This window comes from Amycolatopsis oliviviridis, assembly GCF_014654365.1.
In the GTDB taxonomy this organism is placed as follows: Bacteria; Actinomycetota; Actinomycetes; order Mycobacteriales; family Pseudonocardiaceae; genus Amycolatopsis; species Amycolatopsis oliviviridis.
The window spans coordinates 599,870-619,635 of record NZ_BNAY01000002.1 but is presented as its reverse complement, the minus strand read 5'-3'; the positions used below and the strand labels follow the sequence as shown (position 1 = coordinate 619,635).

The 19,766-nt window shown below is 68.7% G+C and carries 18 protein-coding genes; 9 read left to right on the top strand and 9 right to left on the bottom strand.

Features of this window, described 5'->3' with window-relative positions:
- Positions 1-38: 38 nt before the first annotated feature.
- The 4 genes from IE302_RS10005 to IE302_RS09990 form a co-directional block, all read right to left on the bottom strand.
- A complete protein-coding gene (locus tag IE302_RS10005; RefSeq protein WP_191254068.1) occupies positions 39-2,432 on the bottom strand; it encodes a chitinase C-terminal domain-containing protein in 2,394 nt (797 codons plus the stop codon).
- Positions 2,433-2,557: 125 nt separating this feature from the next.
- A complete protein-coding gene (locus IE302_RS10000; protein ID WP_229907694.1) occupies positions 2,558-3,316 on the bottom strand; it encodes a hypothetical protein in 759 nt (252 codons plus the stop codon).
- Between the two features lie 89 nt (positions 3,317-3,405).
- Entirely contained in the window at positions 3,406-4,068 is a 663-nt protein-coding gene (locus IE302_RS09995; RefSeq protein ID WP_191254066.1) for a VOC family protein, read from the bottom strand.
- A 110-nt stretch (positions 4,069-4,178) separates the two neighbouring features.
- Complete coding sequence (locus IE302_RS09990; protein ID WP_191254064.1) at positions 4,179-6,257, bottom strand: phosphocholine-specific phospholipase C; 2,079 nt, start codon at positions 6,255-6,257, stop codon at positions 4,179-4,181.
- 192 nt (positions 6,258-6,449) lie between these two features.
- Between IE302_RS09990 and IE302_RS09985 the strand changes: the two genes are divergently transcribed.
- The 7 genes from IE302_RS09985 (at position 6,450) to IE302_RS09955 (ending at position 14,444) form a co-directional block, all read left to right on the top strand.
- On the top strand, positions 6,450-6,848 hold the full coding sequence (locus IE302_RS09985) for a DUF948 domain-containing protein (protein ID WP_191254062.1): 399 nt from the start codon (positions 6,450-6,452) through the stop codon (positions 6,846-6,848).
- Positions 6,845-7,156, top strand: a complete 312-nt coding sequence (locus IE302_RS09980) for a hypothetical protein (RefSeq protein ID WP_005157208.1) — start codon at positions 6,845-6,847, stop codon at positions 7,154-7,156. Before IE302_RS09985 ends, IE302_RS09980 begins: the two co-directional genes overlap by 4 nt.
- A gap of 99 nt (positions 7,157-7,255) precedes the next feature.
- Positions 7,256-9,919: an alanine--tRNA ligase gene (gene alaS, locus IE302_RS09975; protein ID WP_191254060.1), complete on the top strand. Its 2,664-nt coding sequence runs from the start codon at positions 7,256-7,258 to the stop codon at positions 9,917-9,919.
- 67 nt (positions 9,920-9,986) lie between these two features.
- The gene (gene ruvX, locus IE302_RS09970; protein WP_020637269.1) at positions 9,987-10,415 is read left to right on the top strand and encodes a Holliday junction resolvase RuvX; all 429 of its coding nucleotides are present in this window, start codon (positions 9,987-9,989) and stop codon (positions 10,413-10,415) included.
- The gene (gene mltG / locus IE302_RS42700) at positions 10,412-12,256 is read left to right on the top strand and encodes an endolytic transglycosylase MltG (protein ID WP_373307931.1); all 1,845 of its coding nucleotides are present in this window, start codon (positions 10,412-10,414) and stop codon (positions 12,254-12,256) included. Before ruvX ends, mltG begins: the two co-directional genes overlap by 4 nt.
- A gap of 13 nt (positions 12,257-12,269) precedes the next feature.
- A complete protein-coding gene (locus IE302_RS09960; protein ID WP_229907746.1) occupies positions 12,270-13,100 on the top strand; it encodes a shikimate dehydrogenase in 831 nt (276 codons plus the stop codon).
- A gap of 75 nt (positions 13,101-13,175) precedes the next feature.
- Positions 13,176-14,444, top strand: a complete 1,269-nt coding sequence (locus tag IE302_RS09955) for a GrpB family protein (RefSeq protein WP_191254054.1) — start codon at positions 13,176-13,178, stop codon at positions 14,442-14,444.
- A gap of 49 nt (positions 14,445-14,493) precedes the next feature.
- Here IE302_RS09955 and IE302_RS09950 read toward each other — a convergent pair whose 3' ends face one another.
- Together IE302_RS09950 and IE302_RS09945 are read right to left on the bottom strand one after the other, a co-directional pair.
- On the bottom strand, positions 14,494-15,162 hold the full coding sequence (locus IE302_RS09950; protein ID WP_191254053.1) for a TetR/AcrR family transcriptional regulator: 669 nt from the start codon (positions 15,160-15,162) through the stop codon (positions 14,494-14,496).
- Positions 15,163-15,179: 17 nt separating this feature from the next.
- On the bottom strand, positions 15,180-15,602 hold the full coding sequence (locus IE302_RS09945) for a hypothetical protein (protein ID WP_191254051.1): 423 nt from the start codon (positions 15,600-15,602) through the stop codon (positions 15,180-15,182).
- Positions 15,603-15,754: 152 nt separating this feature from the next.
- Here IE302_RS09945 and IE302_RS09940 point away from each other — a divergent pair, with 152 nt between their 5' ends.
- Entirely contained in the window at positions 15,755-16,954 is a 1,200-nt protein-coding gene (locus tag IE302_RS09940; RefSeq protein ID WP_191254049.1) for an endonuclease/exonuclease/phosphatase family protein, read from the top strand.
- Between the two features lie 3 nt (positions 16,955-16,957).
- Here the strand turns inward: IE302_RS09940 and IE302_RS09935 are convergent, their stop codons facing one another.
- Complete coding sequence (locus IE302_RS09935; RefSeq protein WP_191254047.1) at positions 16,958-17,614, bottom strand: maleylpyruvate isomerase family mycothiol-dependent enzyme; 657 nt, start codon at positions 17,612-17,614, stop codon at positions 16,958-16,960.
- Between the two features lie 61 nt (positions 17,615-17,675).
- Here IE302_RS09935 and IE302_RS09930 point away from each other — a divergent pair, with 61 nt between their 5' ends.
- Positions 17,676-18,617: a D-2-hydroxyacid dehydrogenase family protein gene (locus IE302_RS09930; RefSeq protein ID WP_191254046.1), complete on the top strand. Its 942-nt coding sequence runs from the start codon at positions 17,676-17,678 to the stop codon at positions 18,615-18,617.
- On the opposite strand, the gene IE302_RS09925 is transcribed toward IE302_RS09930, so the two are convergent.
- Positions 18,607-19,431 (bottom strand): serine hydrolase domain-containing protein, encoded by an 825-nt coding sequence (locus IE302_RS09925; protein WP_191254044.1) that lies wholly within the window; start codon positions 19,429-19,431, stop codon positions 18,607-18,609. The two genes, IE302_RS09930 and IE302_RS09925, sit on opposite strands and share 11 nt — an antisense overlap.
- A gap of 58 nt (positions 19,432-19,489) precedes the next feature.
- On the bottom strand, positions 19,490-19,756 hold the full coding sequence (locus IE302_RS09920; RefSeq protein ID WP_007031200.1) for an HPr family phosphocarrier protein: 267 nt from the start codon (positions 19,754-19,756) through the stop codon (positions 19,490-19,492).
- Positions 19,757-19,766 lie beyond the last annotated feature (10 nt).

Genomic DNA, 19,766 nt, shown 5'->3' with positions numbered 1-19,766 from the left:
CAAGGAAAGGACCTTTCCTAGCGCGCTGCCGGGGTCTGTCAGGCGGCTGTCCAGAGGGCAGGCACGTTCGGCGGCTCCCAGCCCGGCAGGGACCGATGGCCCTGACGGCACACGTACGCCGCGCCGTTGTAGGTCACCCGGGCACCGGTCGCGTAATCGACGTTCGGCTTCCACGCGTCGGACGGCACCGAGGTGGTCGTCGTCGGCGTGGTGGTGGTCGGCCGGGTGGTGGTGGTCGTCGGACTCGTCGTGGTGGTGGGTGTCGTGGTCGTGGTCCCCGTCGTCGGTGTGGTGGTGGTCGTCGGCGGAGCGCCGCCGCCACGCGGGTTGTCCGACGCGATCGCGTAGGTCGTCCCGCCGAAGGTGAACGTGAAGTTCGACGGGGACGCGATCGGCATGTAGTAGTTCAGCCGGATCTCGACCGTGGCACCCGGGGCGATGGTCTGCCAGGACGGCACGGTCACCGCGACGTGCTGGAAGTCTCCCTTCATGCCGCCGACGTTGGGCCCGCTGTGGCCCTTGCTCGTGACCGACAGGCCGAAGCCGGACTGGTCGGACATGCTGCCGGGTGCGCTCGTGCCGTAGTCGAACTCGATCTTCGTCCCACCGGGGATGGTGGTGGTCGAATTGTTCGTGATGCGCATCCGCGGGGTGATCGGGTAGTTCGCGTCGCCCAGCGCGAATCCGGTCAGGTTGACGTTCGCGTTGAGCACCGACGAAGGCGCGGGCCGCGACGACTTGGAGGCGCCGTACGGGGCGGCGCCACGCAGGCCGTCGTTGATCTTCGTGATCAGCGTGTCGCCCATGAAGTACTGGCCCTTGGCGCTGTCGAACGCGTAGTCGCCCGCCAGCTCCCAGATCATGATGCCGCCGATGCCCTTGTCGGACACGTACTTCGCCTTCGTGGCGAGTGACTCTTCGTCCTCAGTGGACAGGAACACCTTCTTGTCGTTGTTCCACAGCCACGGCGTCACCATCGTGTTGTCGTAGAACCGGTTGTAAGTCCCGGAGAGCCGGTCCTTCGGGTTGTTCTTCGGGTCCAGCCCGTACTTCTCCAGGTAGTCCGGGGTGATTTCGTTTTCGAGGTTCTTCGCGTGCCACATGGGGTTCGCGCCGGCCGGTACCTCGGCGCCCGTCAGGCTCATGTCGTGCCAGAGGTTGTCGATGCCGATCGCGCCGTTACCGCACGGCACGGTCGAACCGACCTGGGATCCGGTGCCCGGTGGACACTGTTTCTGGTCCGGCAGGGGAGCGGTGCCCCACAGTCCGTTCGTCCCGCCGGACACGCCTTGCCAGCCCCGGGTGTAGAACCCGACGCCGATGTTGATCCGGCCGGCCTGCATGGCGCCGCGGAAGTAGTGATACGCCCAGTCGGTGTTGAGATAGCCTTGCCCGTCGTACTGCGGTGTCGTGTACACCTGCCAGTGCGCGAGTTCCGCGTCCTTGCCGTTGTCGTAGAGCGCGGCGTTCGGCCCGGCGAACTGGTTCCACGCGCCGTGCAGGTCGTAGCTCATCATGTTGGCGTAGTCGAGATACTGCGTGACGCCGTAGACCTCCTGGCCGCGCAGCAGCCAGCCGGACGCGGGGACGGCCGCGGTCAGCAGGTAGTGCTTGCCGTCGGCGGCGCCCGCCTGGTCGATCTTCTGGCGCAGCGTGCGCATCAGGTTCTCGTAGCCCGCCCACAGCGTGCCGCGGTTGGCCTGCGCGATCCAGTAGTCGTCCGGGTTGCCGGCGTAGTTCGCCGACGTCGCGTACTCGTAGTCGATGTCCGCGCCGTTGAATCCGTAGTCGCGCAGGAACTTCACGACGGAATCCGCGAAGGTGTCAATGCTCGCTTGGCTTTGCGTCATCTTGTAGAACCCGCCCGACGCGTTGCGCGAGCCGTCCGGGTTCAGGAAGCCGCCGGTCTCCGCCCAGCCGCCGATCGAAATCAGCGTCTTCACGTTCGGGTACTGCTTCTTGTACTTGTTCAGCAGATTGAAATGTCCCTTGTAGGGCAACGAGGGATCCATCTCGGCGCCGGGCACGCCCGGCCATTCCATCCCGATGGACTCGTTGTTCGGGCCCGCGGCGCCGACCGACACCTTGTTCTGCGCGTCGACATGGGCGAACGCGTAGTTGAGGTGGGTGACCTTTGTCCACGGGATGTTGTTCGCGAGATACGCCGGTGCCCCGTTCTTGCCGGTGCGCCAGCTGGTGAAGTACCCGATCACGCGGCGGGAATGCCCTTCTCCCAGGTTTTCCCGGCCGTTCGTGTCGTAGACGGTGCAGTAGGGGGTGTCGACGCCGGGTGTCCGGTACAGCCCGTCGGGACGGCAGTCCTCGTGGCCTGCCGCGCTCGACGTGGAGGGGCTGATGACGACGATCATGAGTCCGGCCAGCGTGATGAGCGACGCCAGCAGGGGGAGTAGTTTTCTGGTTCTCCTTGGCACGCCGAACCTCCGACAGTGGAAGATGGCCCTCGGTCAGAGCAGCTTGAGCCGCCGACCAGACGCGCGTCAATAGGTGTAGACCAATTTCCATCCTGTGCCGTACGGCGGAGCGTACCTGTGGTCCGTCAGGTCTGGTCTTCGTCGAAGATCGAGGGCTGGTCGGGTGCGGGCCGGTAAGTGAGGCTCCGCAACAGGGTCCGCGGGCGGCCATACTCCCGGCCACATCTGGTCAGTGCTATGACCCCGTGCCCTTCGACGCGGGTGTGCGGGCCGATCTTGCCCGGGTGCACCGAAAGCGCTTCGGCGATCATGTCCGCGTCGCAGTGGTCCGGGATGTCGAGTTCCGCCTTGAGCCGCCGGTAGCGCCGGAACCATTCCCGTTGCCAGTCCAAGGGATTCTCGGTGTGCTCGATGTCGTCGGCCCAGCCTTCGGGCAGCGGCGTGTCCTCATGGGGAAGCAGGTAGCCGTTCTCGGCCGCGAGTTCGCCGACCGCTTCCTCGGGGACGGAGACGTCGTAGCACCGGACCAGCTCGCCCTTTTCGGCGATGCACCACGACGTCCTCGAATCGCCGTGGCTGACGAAATAGAAATGCGCCGTCCCGAATCGGCGGCTCAGGTCGATGCAGCGTTCCCGGGTGACCCGGCGCCAGACGGCCTCGTTCGCGAGGATGTTCGCGTACGTGTCGCGTTCTTCCACGATGCCGCGAGGATGCTGGTCCGGTGAAGCGGAACCGAAGACGAGGGTCCAGCCGTCGAGGGCCGGGCTGACGTAGACCTGCGCGCATCGCTGATGTCCGATGGGGGAATGGTGCTGGTTCCAGATCTCAGTGCCGAGCGACATGGTCACCGGCTCCGCGTCGGACAGGCCGAACGCGTCGAGCACCGCGGCCTGGCTCGTCGAGATCCCAGGCGTTGAAGCGCTCCCCTGCGGCGAGGGTCTCGGCCGCGGCTCTCATGTCCATGCGGCGGAGGTTAACCAAGCACCACGACAGAAAACTCGTTGCCGTCGGGATCTGTCATGTCCACCCGGCCGTCTTCTTCGAGGCCGACGCGGGTCGCGCCGAGCGAAACGAGCCGGTCGACTTCCGCGAGGGGTCCGTTCAGGACGAAACGGAGCCTGTTCGGTCCGGTCTTCGGAGTGAAAGGCGGGCCGCCCCAGGTGATCTTCGGGCCGCCGTGCGGCGACCGGATCGCGGTCTCCTGGTCTTGGTCCCAGACCAGCGGCCAGCCCAGTGCCTCGCTCCAGAAGTAGCCGACCTCCTGCGAACCGTCGCTGGCGACGGCGCCGACGAACCCGCATTCGGCGAGGAAATCGTTGCCCGGCTCGATGACGCAGAATTCGTTGCCTTCGGGGTCGGCGAGCACCACGTGCTTCTCTTCGGGAAGCTGGCCGATGTCGAGGTGGCGTCCGCCGAGTTCGAGCGCCTTCGCCACGGTTCGCCGCTGGTGATCGAGGGACTCGCTCGTCAGGTCGAAATGCATCTGGTTCTGGCGGGTCTTCGGTTCCTCGCTCTGGACGAAACAGAGACGGAAGCCGGTGTCCTCGATTTCCCGGCCGAGAAGCCCGTCCCAGAACCGCGCGAGAGCGTGCGGATCGTGCGCGGCGAAACAAAGCTCCTGCAAGGTGACGGCCATAAGCGACGCTAAGAACAACCGCGCCCCCTTCGCAACCGGTTTAAGTACATGAAGGCCCCCTTCTTGTACCTAGGCGCAAGGAAGGGGGCCTTCATGTACTGCCGACCCGGTCAGCAGGAGACGCCGGACCGCCCGTTCTCGACCCGCGCGGTCAGCGTCCGCAGGAACGACGGGTCCCCGTCCGCCGTCACGCGAACGTCGTACCAACCGCCCGAAACCGGCCAGTCCACGGTGACCGAACGTCCGGCCCCGACCCGCACCACGCGCGTGAACCGCGAAGACGACAGCCGCAGCGTCAGCGCCGAAGTGCCCGAGTTGGACAGCTTGAACTCGACCCCCGAGCGCCAGGTCAGGAACCGCGTCCGAACGTCGACGCCTGCGGCGGCCCCGCGACGGTTCCCGCGCAGCTCCCACCAGGACCGGTTCGGCCCCTGGACGACGACGCGGTAGTCGTCACCGGCCAGCCGCACGACCTCCGGCGCCTCGCCGCGGACGTCGCGGTGCGCGGGCTCGGCGAATTCGCCCTTGTACGGGTACAACGCGAAATGCGCCGAAGACGAGCCGCTGTTGGCCAGCGAGAGCGCCAGGTTCCCGGACTTGTCCACCGCGCCGGACACCGAGACCTGGTACGGCAGCGGACGCGACGGCCGGTTGCCGGGCTCGGCCACCGGCAGGCTCTGCTCCGCCGGTGCGGACGGCCGCCAGCGGCTGATCGGCGCGGGCACCGGACCGGGCCGGTTCACCCGCGGCTGGCGTCCCGGGCGCGAGAAGTCGAAGGCGCCCGTGAGGTCGCCCGCGACGGTCCGCCGCCACTTGCTGATGTTCGGCTCGCCGATCCCGGTCCAGCGCTCCAGGAACCGCAGCACCGAGGTGTGGTCGTACACGGTGGAGTCGACGTTGCCGCCGATCGACCACGGCGAGACGACCGTCATCGGCACGCGCGGGCCGAAACCGAGCGGCTGGCCGTTGAAGTGGTCCGCGTCGTTCGCCGCGTCGCCCGGCGGCATCGGCGGCGGCACGTGGTCGAAGTAGCCGTCGTTCTCGTCGAAGTTGATCAGCAGCACCGTCTTCGACCACGTCTCACGGTCGGACGCGAGCGCGTCGAGCACGCGGTAGATCAGGTTCGCGCTGCCGACCGGGGTGGACGCGCCGGGGTGCTCGGAGTCCTTCGCGGACGGCACCAGCCAGCTCACCGCGGGCAGCCGCCGCGCCTGGATGTCCGCCCTCAGCCGGGTCACCAGCGTCTCCGGCTCGCTGCGGTACATGGCCTTCTTGAACAGGTTCCGCTCGGCGGGCGTCAGCTTCGCGACCCCGGCGTCGAACTGCGCGAGCAGTTTCGCGCGCTCCTCGGGGGTCTTCTTGAGCAGCTCGTCGTAGAACTCCTCGGTGGTGCGGAACTTCTGCTCGACCGAGGCGAGGATCTTCGTGCCGACCTTCTTGAACGGCTTGAAGTACTCGACCGCGTTGTCGGTGAAGTTGTCCCACTCCTGGTAGATCTGCCACGGCACCCCGGCGGCTTCGAGCCGCTCCGGGTACGTCGTCCAGTCGTAGCCCGCGTGGTCGTAGGAGTACGCCGCGTTCGAGACCGCGCGGTTGGTCGTGCTGCCCGGTTCGAAGCCGGTGGTCCCGGTCCAGAGGAAGTTCCGGTTCGGGTTGGTCGAGCCGAAGATCGAGCAGTGGTAGGCGTCGCAGATGGTGAAGGTGTCCGCGAGTTCGTACTGCAGCGCGATGTCGCGGCGCTCGTAGTACGTCATGGTGGCGGGGGTCTTCGCCGCGATCCAGCCGTTGTTCCAGCCGCGCGCCCACGCCTTGCCGCTGCCGTTCCAGCTGTGGTCGAGGTCGCCGAGGTACTGGATGTCGCCGGTGTTCCGGCCCGCGAGCTCGGCCGCCTTGCGCACCGAGAACGGCAGCACCGTGCCGCCGGCGGGGTTCGGCTGCTCGAACACCGATCTCCCCGACGGCAGTTCGAGCGGATGCGTGTCGGAGAAGCCCCGGACGCCGCGCAGATTGCCGTAGTAGTGGTCGAACGACCGGTTCTCCTGCATCAGCACGATCACGTGCTCGATGGCGTCGAGTCCGCCGCGGCGCATGGGTTCGGCCATGGCGGCGTGCACGGACGGCGGGAGAAGGGTGGTGGCGGCCGCGGCGCCGGTGGCGCCCAGCAACGTACGGCGTGACAGTTCAGGCATGCGGGCGACCTAATCCCAGCAATGTGAACGGCACAAGAACCGAACAGGTCGTCTTGGCGGCGAACAACGTTCGCCACGCTCCCCGGCCCGGCTCACTGCGCTGAGTGACGGTCCGGCGGGGTGACACCGCTGAACGGCTGGCGGGACGGTAACCTCACGGGCACCAAGACCGCAGACCCTTGAGGAGGGCCCGTGTCGGCAGGGCAGATCGCCGCGCTGATCGCCGCAGGAGCATTCGTCGTACTCGTCGTGCTGCTGGCGATCGTGCTGTTCAAGCTCGGCCGGACCCTGGACGAGGCCACGATCGCCATCCGCAAGGCGCACGAGAACACCGACCCGCTGCTGATCGGCGCGAACCAGACGATCACGCACGTCAACACGCAGCTGGAGCGGGTCGACGGCATCACCGCCAACGCGCAGGCCGTGTCCGGCAACGTGTCCGCGCTGTCGTCGGTGTTCACCGCGACGCTCGGTGGTCCGCTCGTGAAGACGGCCGCGCTGTCCTACGGCCTCAGCAAGGCGATCAAGGCCCGCCGCAAGAAGGCGGAAGCGAAGGCCGCGCGCCCGGCGAAGAAGCGGGGCCGCAAATGAAGCGCCTGTTCTGGCTCGGTGTCGGCGTCGTCGCCGGCGTCGCCCTGTCACGCAAAGCGACGGAAACCGCTCGCCAGGCCACTCCGGCGGGGTTAGCCTCGAACCTGGGCGACGCCGTGCGGGAACTCGCGGGCGCCGTCGGTTCGTTCGGCGCGGAGGTCCGCGCCGGGATGAACGAACGGGAACAGGAGCTGCACGACATGGTGTCCGAACGCACCGGTTTGAGCACGGCCTCGGAAGGCCCTGCGGGCAGGCACGCGGCCCAGCCGCGTCGCCCGGTCCGGCGAGCTCGCCGGGCGGAGGGCTGATCGGGTCGCGTCCGCGATCAGAAGAGCCCAGCCCTCCGCCGTTCCGGCCTGTCCGCATTCCCAGCGCTTTCGCGCGAGCCCGTATACAAGGACGATCCCGTGGAAACACACGAAATCACCCAGCGTTTTCTGAGCCATTTCGAGAACAAGGGACACACGCGCGTGCCCAGCGCGCCGCTGATCCTCGACGACCCGAACCTGCTGTTCGTCAACGCGGGCATGGTCCAGTTCAAGCCGTACTTCCTCGGCGAGGCCCCGCCGCCGTACCCGCGCGCGACCAGCGTCCAGAAGTGCGTCCGCACGCCGGACATCGACGAGGTCGGCAAGACCACCCGGCACAACACGTTCTTCCAGATGGCCGGGAACTTCTCCTTCGGCGACTACTTCAAGGAAGGCGCCATCGAGGCGGCCTGGGAGCTGATCACGAAGCCCCAGAGCGAAGGTGGCTACGGTCTCGACCCGGCGCGCATCTGGGCGACCGTCTACGAGGACGACTCCGAGGCCGCGGGCCTGTGGAAGAAGCTCACCGGCCTGCCCGGCGAGCGCATCCAGTCCCGTGACGGCAAGGACAACTACTGGGACATGGGCGTGCCCGGTCCCGGTGGCCCGTGCTCGGAGATCTACTACGACCGCGGCCCGGACTACGGCCGCGAAGGCGGCCCGGTCGCCGACGAGGACCGCTACATCGAGATCTGGAACCTCGTCTTCATGCAGGACGTGCGGGGCGACAAGAGCCCGAAGCACGGCCACAAGCCGATCGGCGAGCTGCCGAAGAAGAACATCGACACCGGTATGGGTGTCGAGCGCGTCGCGACGATCCTGCAGGGCGTCGAGAACGTCTACGAGACCGACCTCGTCCGCCCGGTGATCGGCCGCGCCGAGGAGTTCTCCGGCCGCCGCTACGGCTCCGACCACACCGACGACGTCCGCTTCCGCGTCATCGCCGACCACGCCCGCACCGGTGTCCTGCTCATCGGCGACGGCGTCACCCCGGGCAACGACGGCCGCGGTTACGTGCTGCGCCGTCTGCTGCGCCGCATCGTCCGCTCCGCGCGCCTGCTCGGCGTGCACGAGCCGGTGCTGCCCGCCTTCGCCGCGGTCGTCCGCGACACGATGGGTCCGACGTACCCCGAGCTGGTCTCCGGTTTCGACCGCATCGAGGACGTCGTCCGCGTCGAGGAGGAGGCCTTCCTCTCCACGCTGACCAGCGGTTCGCGCATCTTCGACCTCGCGGCCGAGGAGACCAAGCGCGAGGGCGGCTCGCTGCTGGCCGGCGACAAGGCGTTCCAGCTGCACGACACCTACGGCTTCCCGATCGACCTGACCCTGGAGATGGCGTCCGAGCAGGGCCTGACCGTCGACGAAGAGGGCTTCCGCACGCTCATGAACGAGCAGCGGCAGCGCGCGAAGGCCGACGCGGCGTCGCGCAAGACCGGGCACGGCGACCTGTCCGAGTACCGCAAGGTGCTGGAGCAGAGCGGCGAGACCGAGTTCCTCGGCTACACGGACCTGCAGGCCGAAGCGAAGGTCGTCGCGCTGCTCGAAGACGGCGTCCCGGTGCGCAGCGTCGGCGCGGGCAAGAAGGCGGAGCTGGTCCTGGACCGCACGCCGTTCTACGCCGAGAGCGGTGGCCAGGTCGCCGACACCGGCGTGCTGCTCGGTGACGGCGTCGAGCTCAAGGTCCACGACGTGCAGAAGATCGTGCCGGGCCTGTTCGTGCACCGCGTCGAGGTCGTCGACGGCGAGGTCGGCGTCGGCAGCACGCTCACCGGTTCGGTCGACCAGCACCGTCGCCTGTCGATCGAGCGGTCCCACTCCGCGACGCACCTGGTCCACGCGGCCGTGCGCGGCGCGTACGGCAAGCGCGCGGCGCAGGCCGGTTCGCTGAACTCGCCGGGCCGGATGCGGTTCGACTTCACCACCTCCGGCGGCGTCTCGTCCGACGTGCTCACCGAGGTCGAGGAGGAGGTCAACGACTACCTCCAGACCAACGTCGAGGTGAACACCTTCGTCACCACGAAGGACAAGGCCCTCGAACTGGGCGCGGTCGCGCTGTTCGGCGAGAAGTACGGCAACGATGTCCGCGTCGTCGACATGGGCGAGTACTCCCGCGAACTGTGCGGCGGCACCCACGTCGACCGGATCGGCCAGCTCGGCCTCGTGAAGCTGGTGGGCGACTCGTCCATCGGTTCCGGCGTGCACCGCGTCGAGGCGCTGGTCGGCACGGACGCGCTCAAGTACGTCCGCAAGGAGCAGCTGCTCGTCTCGCAGCTCGCGAACACCTTCAAGGTGCCGTCGGAGCAGCTGCCGTCGCGGATCGACGACGTGCTCACCCGGCTCAAGAACGCCGAGAAGGAGATCGAGCAGCTGCGCACCCAGCAGGTGCTCGGTTCGGCGGGCTCGCTCGCGGACAAGGCCGAGGACATCGGCGGGATCGCCGTCGTCGCGGAGAAGCTCGGCGAGGGCGTCGACTCGAACGGCCTGCGCGCGCTGGCTTCGGACATCCGCGGCAGGCTCGGCAACCGGCCCGGCATCGTCGCGCTCTTCGCGCCCCAGGGCGAGAAGGTCGCCTTCGTCGTCGCCACCACCAAGGCGGCGCAGGAGAAGGGCATCGCGGCGGGCAAGCTCGTCCCGTCCTTCGCCGAGGCGATCGGCGGCCGTGGCGGCGGCAAGCCGGACATGGCCCAGGGCGGTGGCACCAACCCCGCGGGGGCGGAGCAGGCCATCGCCTCACTGCGCGCGGCGGTCGCCGAAGTTGGCTGACGACGCCCCTCAGCGGCGCCCGGATCGGCCTGGGGAGTCCGATCCGGGGCGCGGCAGGCGGCTCGGGGTGGATGTCGGATCCGTCCGGGTCGGGATCGCGCTCAGCGATCCCGACCCCATCCTCGCGAGCCCGCTCGTTACCCTCACTCGCGACGCGACTGGCGACAAGGACGTCGACCAGCTCGTCGAACTCGTCACGGAACACGACGTGGTCGAAGTCGTCGTCGGGCTGCCACGGACGCTCAAGGACCGCCACGGTCCGGCGGCCGAAGCGGCGCTGGACTACGCCGAAAAGGTCGCGGCCAGGATCGCTCCGGTGCCGGTGCGGCTGGCCGACGAGCGGTTGACCACGGTGACGGCATCCAGGATGCTGTCGCAGCGTGGGGTGAAGGGACGTAAGCAACGTGCCGTCGTCGATCAGGCGGCCGCGGTCGAGATCCTGCAGGCGTGGATCGACGCGGTAGCGGCACATCGCGCACGGAAGGGCGACACATGACCGAGCCCCACGGCCGGCCCGAACGCCGTCAGGGCGGTAGACGAAGGTTGCGGGAGCCTGAAGAGGCAGGCCCGCCACCGGCCCCGCCCCGGCGCAGGCCCGAACCCCAGCCGACGGGACGGCGGCACATCCGGCAGGAGCCGCCCGAGGCCCCGCCCGCACCGCGCGTACGGCGTGCGGCGGAAGAACCGCCGCCTCGCGCCCGCCGGTCCCCCGAAGAGCAGCCTCCTCCGCGTGCGCGCCGGGCCGCCGACGAACCGCCGCCCCGCGCGCAGCGTCCGGCCCCGCACCGGCGGGCCACGGAACCCGCGGCCCCGCCACCACAACAGCCACCACCGCCTCCCGCACCGCAGCGGCGGTCCCCCCAGCCGGGTGACCGGGGTCTTGGCGTACCCGCCTATGCCCAGGAAGAGCCTCCCCGTCCCGGCCGCCGCAGGCGCCGCGAGGACGACGGCCCGCTCCCGGACGAGCGGCCGACCGACATCATCCCCGCGATCCAGGAAGCGCCGATCGCCCGGCGCCCCGGTGCCGCTCCTCCGCCGCCTCAGGGCAGCGAAGAGGAGTACGACGAGATCTTCGGCGAAGACGCGTACGACGACTATGACGAGTACGACGACTACGAGGATTACGAAGACGAGCAGGGCTTCGACGACGAAGACCGCGCCGAACCCGAGCGCATCGAGGACGAACGCCCGGAACGCCAAGGGCCTCCGCCCAAGAAGCGCAAGAAGAAGCGTGCGCTGGGCTGGATCGCCGCGCTGGCCGTGCTCGTGCTGCTCGCCGGTGGCGCCTACTACGGCTTCACCGAGATCTTCGGCTACGACGACTACGAAGGCACCGGCGAGAGCGACGTCCTCGTCCAGGTGGAGAAGGGCGACTCGACGTCGGCGATCGGCAACCGGCTGCAGGCGGCCGGGGTGGTCGCCAGCGGCAAGGCGTTCGTGAAGGCGGGGGAGGACAACACCGCCGTCTCGCGGCTGCAGCAGGGCTACTACGTCATGAAGACGAAGATGTCCGGGGCCAGCGCGGTCGAGAAGATGATCGCGCCCACGTCGAAGGTCGGCCAGGTCGAGATCCGGCCGTACACCCAGTTCCACGACATCACCCAGCCCGACGGCAAAAAGACGCCCGGCGTGTACACGTTGCTGTCCAAGGCTTCCTGCGCGGACCTGAACGGCACGAGCACCTGCATCCCGGTCGAAGAACTGCGGAAGACGATCGAGAACGCGGATCTGGCGAAGCTGGGCGTGCCGTCGTGGGCGGTCGAGTCCGCCACGAAGGCCGAGCACAAGGACCGGCGGCTCGAAGGGCTCATCGCGCCGGGCATCTTCAACGTCAAGCCCGGATGGACGGCCGAGGAGTTGCTCACCAACGTCGTGAAGACCTCCGCCGAGCGCATCCTCAACGCGGGGCTGAGCGACCAGTCGAAGGGCGAGGGCAAGACGCCGTACGAGACGCTCGTCATCGCCTCGATCATCGAACGCGAGGCGGTGAAGGCCGACTTCGGGAAGATCTCGCGGGTCATCTACAACCGTATCGACGAGAAGATGCGGCTCGAGATGGACTCGACCATCAACTACGTCCTCGACCGGCCGACCCTGCTCACCAAACCCGAAGACCGGGACAAAGCGGGCGCCTACAACACCTACAAATTCGTCGGCCTGACCCCGACGCCGATCGCGGTCCCGAGCGCGGAGGCGATCCAGGCCGCGCTGAAGCCGGCGGCGGGTGAGTGGCTGTTCTTCGTCAAATGCGAGAAGAACGGGCTCTCCTGCTTCACGGTGACGAACGACGAGCACAACAAGGCCAAGCTGGACGCACAGAGGCGCGGTGTCTACTAAGCGCAAGGCCGCGATCCTCGGGAAACCGGTCGAACACTCGCTCTCGCCCGTCCTGCACGGCGCCGCCTTCCGGGCGCTGGGCCTGGACGGCTGGACCTACGAGCGGGTCGAGATGGACGGTCCGGGGCTGCCCGCGTTCGTCGACGGTCTGGGTTCCGAGTGGACCGGGCTTTCGGTGACCATGCCGGGGAAACGGGCCGCGCTGGAGTACGCCGGCGAGGTCACGCCGCGCGCGGCCGCCGTCGGCGCGGCGAACACGCTGGTGCGCCGGGAAACCGGCTGGCTGGCCGACTGCACCGACGTCGACGGCGTCACCGAGGCCTTGCGGATCGCGGGGGAGTACTCGCCCGGTGCGGACGACGCGGCCGTCGTTCTCGGCGCGGGCGGAACGGCCGCGGCGGCCGTCGTCGGGCTGGCCACGCTCGGCGTGCGGACGGTCCGGCTCGTCGTGCGGGATCCCGCGCGGGCGACGGAAACCGTCGAGGCGGCTCAGCGGGCCGGGCTCGACGTCGAGGTCCTGCGCTGGGCCGACGCCGACTTCGGGAAGCTCGCCGGGGACTCGGCGGTGCTGGTGAACACCGTCCCCCCGGACGCCGTCCGGCCACATCTGACGGAGCTGGCCGGGATCGGCTGCGTCCTCGACGTCATCTACCACCCCTGGCCGACCGCGCTCGCCGAAGCCGTCGCCGACCGGGGTGGGCGGCTGGCGACCGGACTGGACATGCTGCTGCACCAGGCTTTCGGGCAATCCGAGTACTTCACCGGACAGCCGGCGCCGCGGGCCGAAATGCGGGACGCGCTGCGCGAGGCGACCGGCGGAATCCTTTCTTTGCCGATTCTTTGAGCGGAAACGCCTGACAAGATCGTTCGAGTTCGATAATCTGGCCGACTGCCTTGAGCAAGGAACCAAGGGGGTCACATGCCTAAACCCGATCGAGACGACTACACCGAAGAAGACATCCACAGCGCGTGGGTCGGTCAGGCTCCGGTCCTGAATTCCACCGTCACGCTGGCCGAATACGATCCGGAATGGCCCGCGCTGTTCGACCGGGAAGCCAAGCGCATCAGGGGGATCCTGGGGGAACGCGCACTGGTCCTGGAGCACGTCGGCTCCACATCGGTACCGGGACTCTGCGCGAAACCGATCATCGACATCATGCTGATCGTCGCGGATTCGAACGACGAGGACACCTATCTGCCGGATTTGGAAGCGGCGGGGTACCGGCTCGTCATCCGCGAACCGGAGTGGGAGAAGCACCGCAGCTTCAAAGGCCCGGACACCAACATCAACCTGCACGTCTACTCGCCGGACAACGGCCAGACCGAGCGCTACCGCCTCTTTCGCGACCGCCTGATCGCGCACGAGGACGAGCTGAAACTGTACGAGGCCAAGAAACGCGAACTGGCGTCGCGCACCTGGAAGTACATCCAGCAGTACGCCGACGCCAAGACCGAGGTGATCGACGAGATCATCGAACGGGCACGGGCCGCCCAGTACGACGGTTTCGCCCGGCTCTACGCGGCGCACGCCGAGACCAGCAGCACCAACGCCCACTACGACCGTCCCGCCATCGTCGAGCTGGCCGGGGACGTGGCGGGCAAGCGGGTGCTGGACGTCGGCTGCGCGGCGGGGCATCTGAGCGCGCTGCTCGCCGCGAAGGGCGCGGACGTTCTCGGCGTCGACGCCAGCGCGGGCATGGTCGCCGTCGCCAGGGACAAGTTCGGGGACGTCGCGAAGTTCGAGACGGCCGACGTTTCGCGGCCGCTGACGTTCGTCGAGGACGCTTCGATCGACGTCATCACCGCGTCGCTGGTGCTGCACTACCTGAAGGAGTGGGCGCCGGCGCTGGCGGAGTTCCGGAGGGTGCTGAAGCCGGGCGGGCTGCTGGTGTTCTCGGTGCACCATCCCGGCGAGGACTGGCGCTGGTTCGAGAAGGAGAACTACTTCCAGCTCGAACTGCTCGACGACGAGTTCCCGCTGGGGGAGTACCGGCAGAAGGTCCAGTTCTACCGGCGGCCGCTGAGCTGGACGTTCGGCGCGGTGCGGGACGCCGGGTTCGCCGTCGACAGGCTGGTGGAGCCGATGCCGGAGGAGACGATCGCCGACTCCGACCCGCGGTGGTACACGGTCCTGCGGACGAAACCGCGGTTCCTGTACTTCAAGACCGTCCGGGAGCCCGGCGTTTAGTCCTCTGAATGCGAGCCGTCTGATACGCATTTAGAGGACGAAATGCGTATCAGACGGTGTCGTCCCGCTTCGAGAGGTCCCGGATCAGCGAGACGATCTCCCGGCTGACCGGCCGCAGCACCCGCAGCCGCGAAAGCCCCACCAGCCGCGCGATCAGCGGCACCGTCCGTTCCACCAGCACGCGGCTGCGTTTCTGGCCGCGAGAGCGATCGTGGACCCAGAACAGCACGACGCCCATCTGGTACAGCCACAGCAGATCGGGCAGTTCGTCGCGCAGGTCCGGGTCGAGTTTGGCGTCGGAGTCGGCGATGACGTCGCGCATCAGGCCGACGGAGGCCTCCCGCGCGGGCGTCGACTCCTCGCTGAACGGGCTCAGCGGCGATTCCGGGTCGGCGGCGTTGACGAAGAGCTGGGTGCCGAAGCGGTGGTACGGCTCGGCGACGTCGAGCCAGGTGAGCAGGACCGTCTTGAGCCGCTCGCTGAAGTCCCGCTCACCTTCGATCGCCTGGCGTGCCATCGTCAGGTGCCCTTTGGCGATCTCGTCGTAGAAACCCTGGATCAGCTGGTCTTTCGAGGCGAAGTAGTAGTAGGCGTTCCCGACCGACACGCCCGCCTCGCCCGCGATGGCCCGCATGGTCGTGCGGTCGTAGCCGTTCTCCGCGAACAGCCGCAACGCGGTCGCCACGATCAGCGACCTGGTCTCCTCACTCTTCGCCACCACTGCACGTTATCCGGTCAAGGCGCGGGGTGCGGAGCGGGCGCCGGGTAGCCGGGGTAGGGCGGCGGAACCGGCGCGGGCCGCGGGATGGCGTGGTTGAGGTGCTTGCGCCGGATGCCGTTGAACACCAGCACGTTGCCGACGTGCATGACGCCGAGCACGAGCGCCACGGTGCCGACCTTGACCGACACCATCTCGAAGACGTCGCGCGCGTCGAGGACGGTGTCGTTGCTGGTCAGGAACAGGGTCACGAACCCCAGGCTGACCAGGTAGAACCCGACGACGAGCAGTTGGTTGACCGAATGCGCCAGCGCTTGTTTGTCCTGGAAGACGTCTTCCAGGAACGTCTTGCCGTGCCTGCTCAGGGTGCGGGCGACCAGGACGGTCAGGGGGACGGTGATGGCCAGGTAGAGCGCGTAGGCCACGACGACGGGTTGCATGGGGACCTCCTTTTGAACGTGTTCAAGAAGTACCGTAGCCCAGATTTTGAACGCGTTCAAGAGATGCTGTTCACCTGAAGCTCACCCCGGCGGCCACGGTCGATGCGTAAGGTCGCACCGACCGCCGCCCTCACAACGGGGAGTTCAAGACCGTGAAACGCATCGCCGCCGTGCTCACCTCGGGCGCCTTGCTGGCCGGGACGCTGCTGGCCGCCACCCCGGCGGAAGCCACCGCCGGGAAGAACGTCCGTTTCGCGACGTTCAACGCCTCGCTCAACCGCGGCGCCGCCGGCCAGCTGGTGACCGACCTGTCGCAGCCGGGCAACGCGCAGGCGAACGAGGTCGCCGAGGTGATCCAGCGCAACCGGCCGGACGTGCTGCTGGTCAACGAGTTCGACTACGTGCCGGACAACCGCGCCGCCGACCTGTTCCGCGAGAACTACCTGAAGCGCGGCCAGAACGGCGCGGCCCCGATCGACTACCCGTACGCCTTCACCGCGCCGTCCAACACCGGCGTCGCAACCGGGTTCGACCTCGACCGCAACGGCCAGGTCGGCGGCGGCAACGACGCGCACGGCTTCGGCCTCTTCGAGGGCCAGTACGGCATGCTCGTGCTGTCCAAGTACCCGATCGACACCAAGAGCGTGCGGACCTTCCAGAAGTTCCGCTGGAAGGACATGCCCGGCGCGCTGCTCCCGGACGACCCGGCCACGCCGGCGCCGAACGACTGGTACTCGCCGCAGGCGCTCGACGTGCTGCGCCTGTCGTCGAAGTCCCACTGGGACGTCCCGATCCGGGTCGGCCGCTCGACCGTGCACTTCCTGGCCGCGCACCCGACGCCGCCCACCTTCGACGGTCCCGAAGACCGCAACGGCACCCGTAACAACGACGAGATCCGTTTCTGGGCGGACTACGTGACCCCGGGCAAGGGCCGCTACATCTACGACGACCGCGGCCGCCGAGGCGGGCTGGGCGCGCACGAGAAGTTCGTCATCGCCGGTGACCACAACTCCGACCCGCTCGACGGCGACAGCGTCCCAGGGGCGATCTCACGCCTGCTGGACGCGCCGCGCGTCATCGAGACCCGGCCGGGTAGCGAAGGCGGCGTACGGGCGGCTCAGGACCAGGCCGGTGCCAACATCGGCCAGAAGGGCGACCCGTACTTCGACACCGGCGACTTCAACGACAACGCGCCGGGGAACCTGCGGATCGACTACGTCCTGCCGTCCAAGGGCCTGTTCCCCTGGCACGCCGAGGTGTTCTGGCCGCTGCCGGATTCGCCGCTGGCCCGGCTCAACGACGCCTCGGACCACCACCTGGTGCGGGTCGACGTGTTCGTCCCGCGCTGGTAGGGCTCAGACCTCGACCGGCGGGTTGCAGTGGGCGCCGATCCGCTTCGCGCCCGGGCCGGTGAGCGCGGCCAGGCCGGTGCCCCGGCCGGTCGCGGCGAGCAGCAGGTCGGCGAGCGGGCCCCGCACCTCGTCGGGGCCCGACCCGCCGGACCAGCCGGCGTCCGTGGCGATCATCGTCACGCCCTTGCAGCGTTTGCGCGCACCCCAGAACGGGCTCGCGAGGATGTGTTCGAGCGCCGCGATCGTCGGTTGTTCGGGCATGGGCCGGGTGCGGCCGAGCGGGCGGACGATGTCCTGGCCGTGGATGAGGACGTCGGCGAGCGGGTCGATCGGCTTGGCGCCGGGGGAGCGGTGAGCCGACCCCGCGTCCTCGCGGATCTGGGCGACGAGTTCGGCGGGGGAGTGCCGGGTGGCGTGCTCGATCGCCTGGTCGGCGGTCATCCGGTCCCAGTCGCCCCTGGCCTTGATGGCGCCGATGATGGTCTCCTTGAGACCGGTCCTGGGGGACAGCGCCAGATGCGCGGCCAGCTCGTGGACGGTCCACTTCGGACACAGCGTGCCCGCCGACCAGTCCTTCTCGTCGAGCTCTTCGAGCAGGTCCGCGAAGCTCAGCCGCTCGGCCTCGGTCCAGGCCAGGATCTTGCCCTCGTCCACGTCCATGCCTTCTCCTCCCCGTCGGCACCCTTGTGCGGTTCTCGGGTTCGAACCCTAGCCTGGGCCCATGAAGATCGCGATTCTTGACGACTACCAGAACGTCGCCCTCGACTACGCCGACTGGGGCTCGCTCGGCGCCGAGATCGAGGTGTTCACGAAGCCGTTCGAGGACCCCGCCGACGTGGTGGCCCACCTGCGGGACTTCGAGGTCGTGGTCGCGATGCGCGAACGCACCCGCTTCCCCGCCGAGGTGCTCGACCGGCTGCCCGCGCTCAAGCTGCTGGTGAGCACCGGCCACCGCAACGCCGCGATAGACGTGGCCGCCGCCCGGCGCAACGGCGTGGTCGTCTCCTCCACGGGGTACATCGCGGCCCCGGCGGCCGAGCACACCTGGGCGCTGATCCTCGCCGCCGCGCGCAACGTCCCGGTGGAGTCGAAGAACATGCGCGAGGGCGGCTGGCAGACGACGGTCGGCACGATCCTGTCCGGCAAGACCCTCGGCCTGCTCGGGCTCGGCAGGCTTGGCGCCGGGGCGGCCAAGATCGGCCAGGCGTTCGGCATGGAGACCATCGCGTGGAGCCAGAACCTCACCCAGGAGAAGGCCGACCCCCACGGCGTGACGGCGGTGCCGAAGGACGAGCTGTTCGCCCGCGCTGACGTCCTCTCGGTCCACCTGGTGCTCAGCGACCGCAGCCGGGGTCTGGTCGGCGCGCCCGAACTCGCCTCGATGAAGCCGACGGCGATCCTGGTCAACACCTCACGCGGCCCGATCGTCGACGAAGCCGCCCTGGTGGACTCCTTGCGCCGCAAAGAGATCGCGGTCGCCGCGCTGGACGTCTACGACGTCGAGCCGCTGCCGTCCGGACATCCGCTGCGGACACTGGACAACGTCGTGCTCACCCCGCACATCGGCTACGTCACCCGGGAGGCCTACGAGATCTTCTACCGCGACGCGGTCGAGGACATCGCGGCCTTCCGGGCGGGTTCGCCGGTCCGGGTCATGGAGTGAGGCCGCGCAGCTCCGCGAGCACGGCGTCGGTGTAGGGCGGCCACACCTCGGCCGCCCACGGGCCGAAAGCGCGGTCGGTGAGCGCCACGCAGGCGGCGCCGGCGTCGGGATCGACCCAGAGGAACGTGCCGGACTGCCCGAAGTGGCCGAAGGTCCGCGGCGAGCTCGACGAACCGGTCCAATGTGGACTCTTGTGGTCGCGGATCTCGAAACCGAGGCCCCAGTCGTTCGGCTTCTGATGACCGAAACCGGGCAGGACACCGGAGAGTCCGGGGAAGACCACGGAAGTCGCCTCGCGCACCGTTTCGGCGGCGATGAGCTTCGGGGCGTGCAGCTCGGCAGCGAACGCGACCAGGTCGTCCACAGTGGATTCCGCGCCCGAGGCGGGGGAACCGGTCAGCTTGGTCGACTTCATGCCCAGCGGCTGGAAAAGCGCCTCCGCCTGGTAGTCGGCGAAGGGGATCCCGGAATGTTCGGTGAGCGCGTCGGCGAGCTGCTCGAACCCGGCGTTGGAGTACAGGCGGCGGTTGCCCGGCGCGGCCATCGGCTTGTGCTCGTTGAAGGCCAGGCCCGAGGTGTGCGCGAGCAGATGCCGGATCGTGGAGCCCTCCGGCCCGGCAGGGGTGTCGAGTTCGACGACGCCCTCTTCGATGGCGATCAGCGCGGCGTAGGCGGTGAGCGGTTTGGTCACCGACGCCAGCCGGTACACCTTCGTCGTATCGCCGTGCGTGCCCAGCACGTCACCGGCGGCGGTCACCACGGCCGTGGCGGCGTTTTCCACCGGCCACTGTTCGATCTCGCGCAGGCTTTCCATGCCAACACCCTACGAAGCCCGGGCCGGTCGGGGCGGCCCGGGCTTCGCAGGGATGGGATCAGGCGTCGAGGTCCGTCGCCACCAGCTCGGCGATGGCGTCGACGGCGGCCTCGGCACCTTCACCCTCGGCACTGATGATGACCTCGTCGCCGTAACCGGCGGCGAGCGTCATCAGGTTCAGCACGCTGCCGGCCGCGACCGGGTCGCCACCCGCCTTGGCGATGTGCACCGCGACGGGCTGCGCCGCGGCCGCCTTGGCGACCGTCGCCGCGGGCCTGGCGTGCAGGCCCACCTTGCTGGCCACGGTGACGCGTTTCTCCGGCATGTTCTTTCCC

What these genes read in the sequence shown, in the direction of transcription:
- IE302_RS09935 (WP_191254047.1), bottom strand. Translation starts at nt 17,614, where the DNA reads ATGGACGTGGACGAGGGCAAGATCCTGGCCTGGACCGAGGCCGAGCGG.
- IE302_RS09925 (WP_191254044.1), bottom strand. Translation starts at nt 19,431, where the DNA reads ATGGAAAGCCTGCGCGAGATCGAACAGTGGCCGGTGGAAAACGCCGCC.
- IE302_RS09980 (WP_005157208.1), top strand. Translation starts at nt 6,845, where the DNA reads ATGAAGCGCCTGTTCTGGCTCGGTGTCGGCGTCGTCGCCGGCGTCGCC.
- IE302_RS09945 (WP_191254051.1), bottom strand. Translation starts at nt 15,602, where the DNA reads ATGCAACCCGTCGTCGTGGCCTACGCGCTCTACCTGGCCATCACCGTC.
- IE302_RS09955 (WP_191254054.1), top strand. Translation starts at nt 13,176, where the DNA reads ATGCCTAAACCCGATCGAGACGACTACACCGAAGAAGACATCCACAGC.
- IE302_RS09930 (WP_191254046.1), top strand. Translation starts at nt 17,676, where the DNA reads ATGAAGATCGCGATTCTTGACGACTACCAGAACGTCGCCCTCGACTAC.
- mltG (WP_373307931.1), top strand. Translation starts at nt 10,412, where the DNA reads ATGACCGAGCCCCACGGCCGGCCCGAACGCCGTCAGGGCGGTAGACGA.
- IE302_RS09920 (WP_007031200.1), bottom strand. Translation starts at nt 19,756, where the DNA reads ATGCCGGAGAAACGCGTCACCGTGGCCAGCAAGGTGGGCCTGCACGCC.
- IE302_RS09990 (WP_191254064.1), bottom strand. Translation starts at nt 6,257, where the DNA reads ATGCCTGAACTGTCACGCCGTACGTTGCTGGGCGCCACCGGCGCCGCG.
- IE302_RS09995 (WP_191254066.1), bottom strand. Translation starts at nt 4,068, where the DNA reads ATGGCCGTCACCTTGCAGGAGCTTTGTTTCGCCGCGCACGATCCGCAC.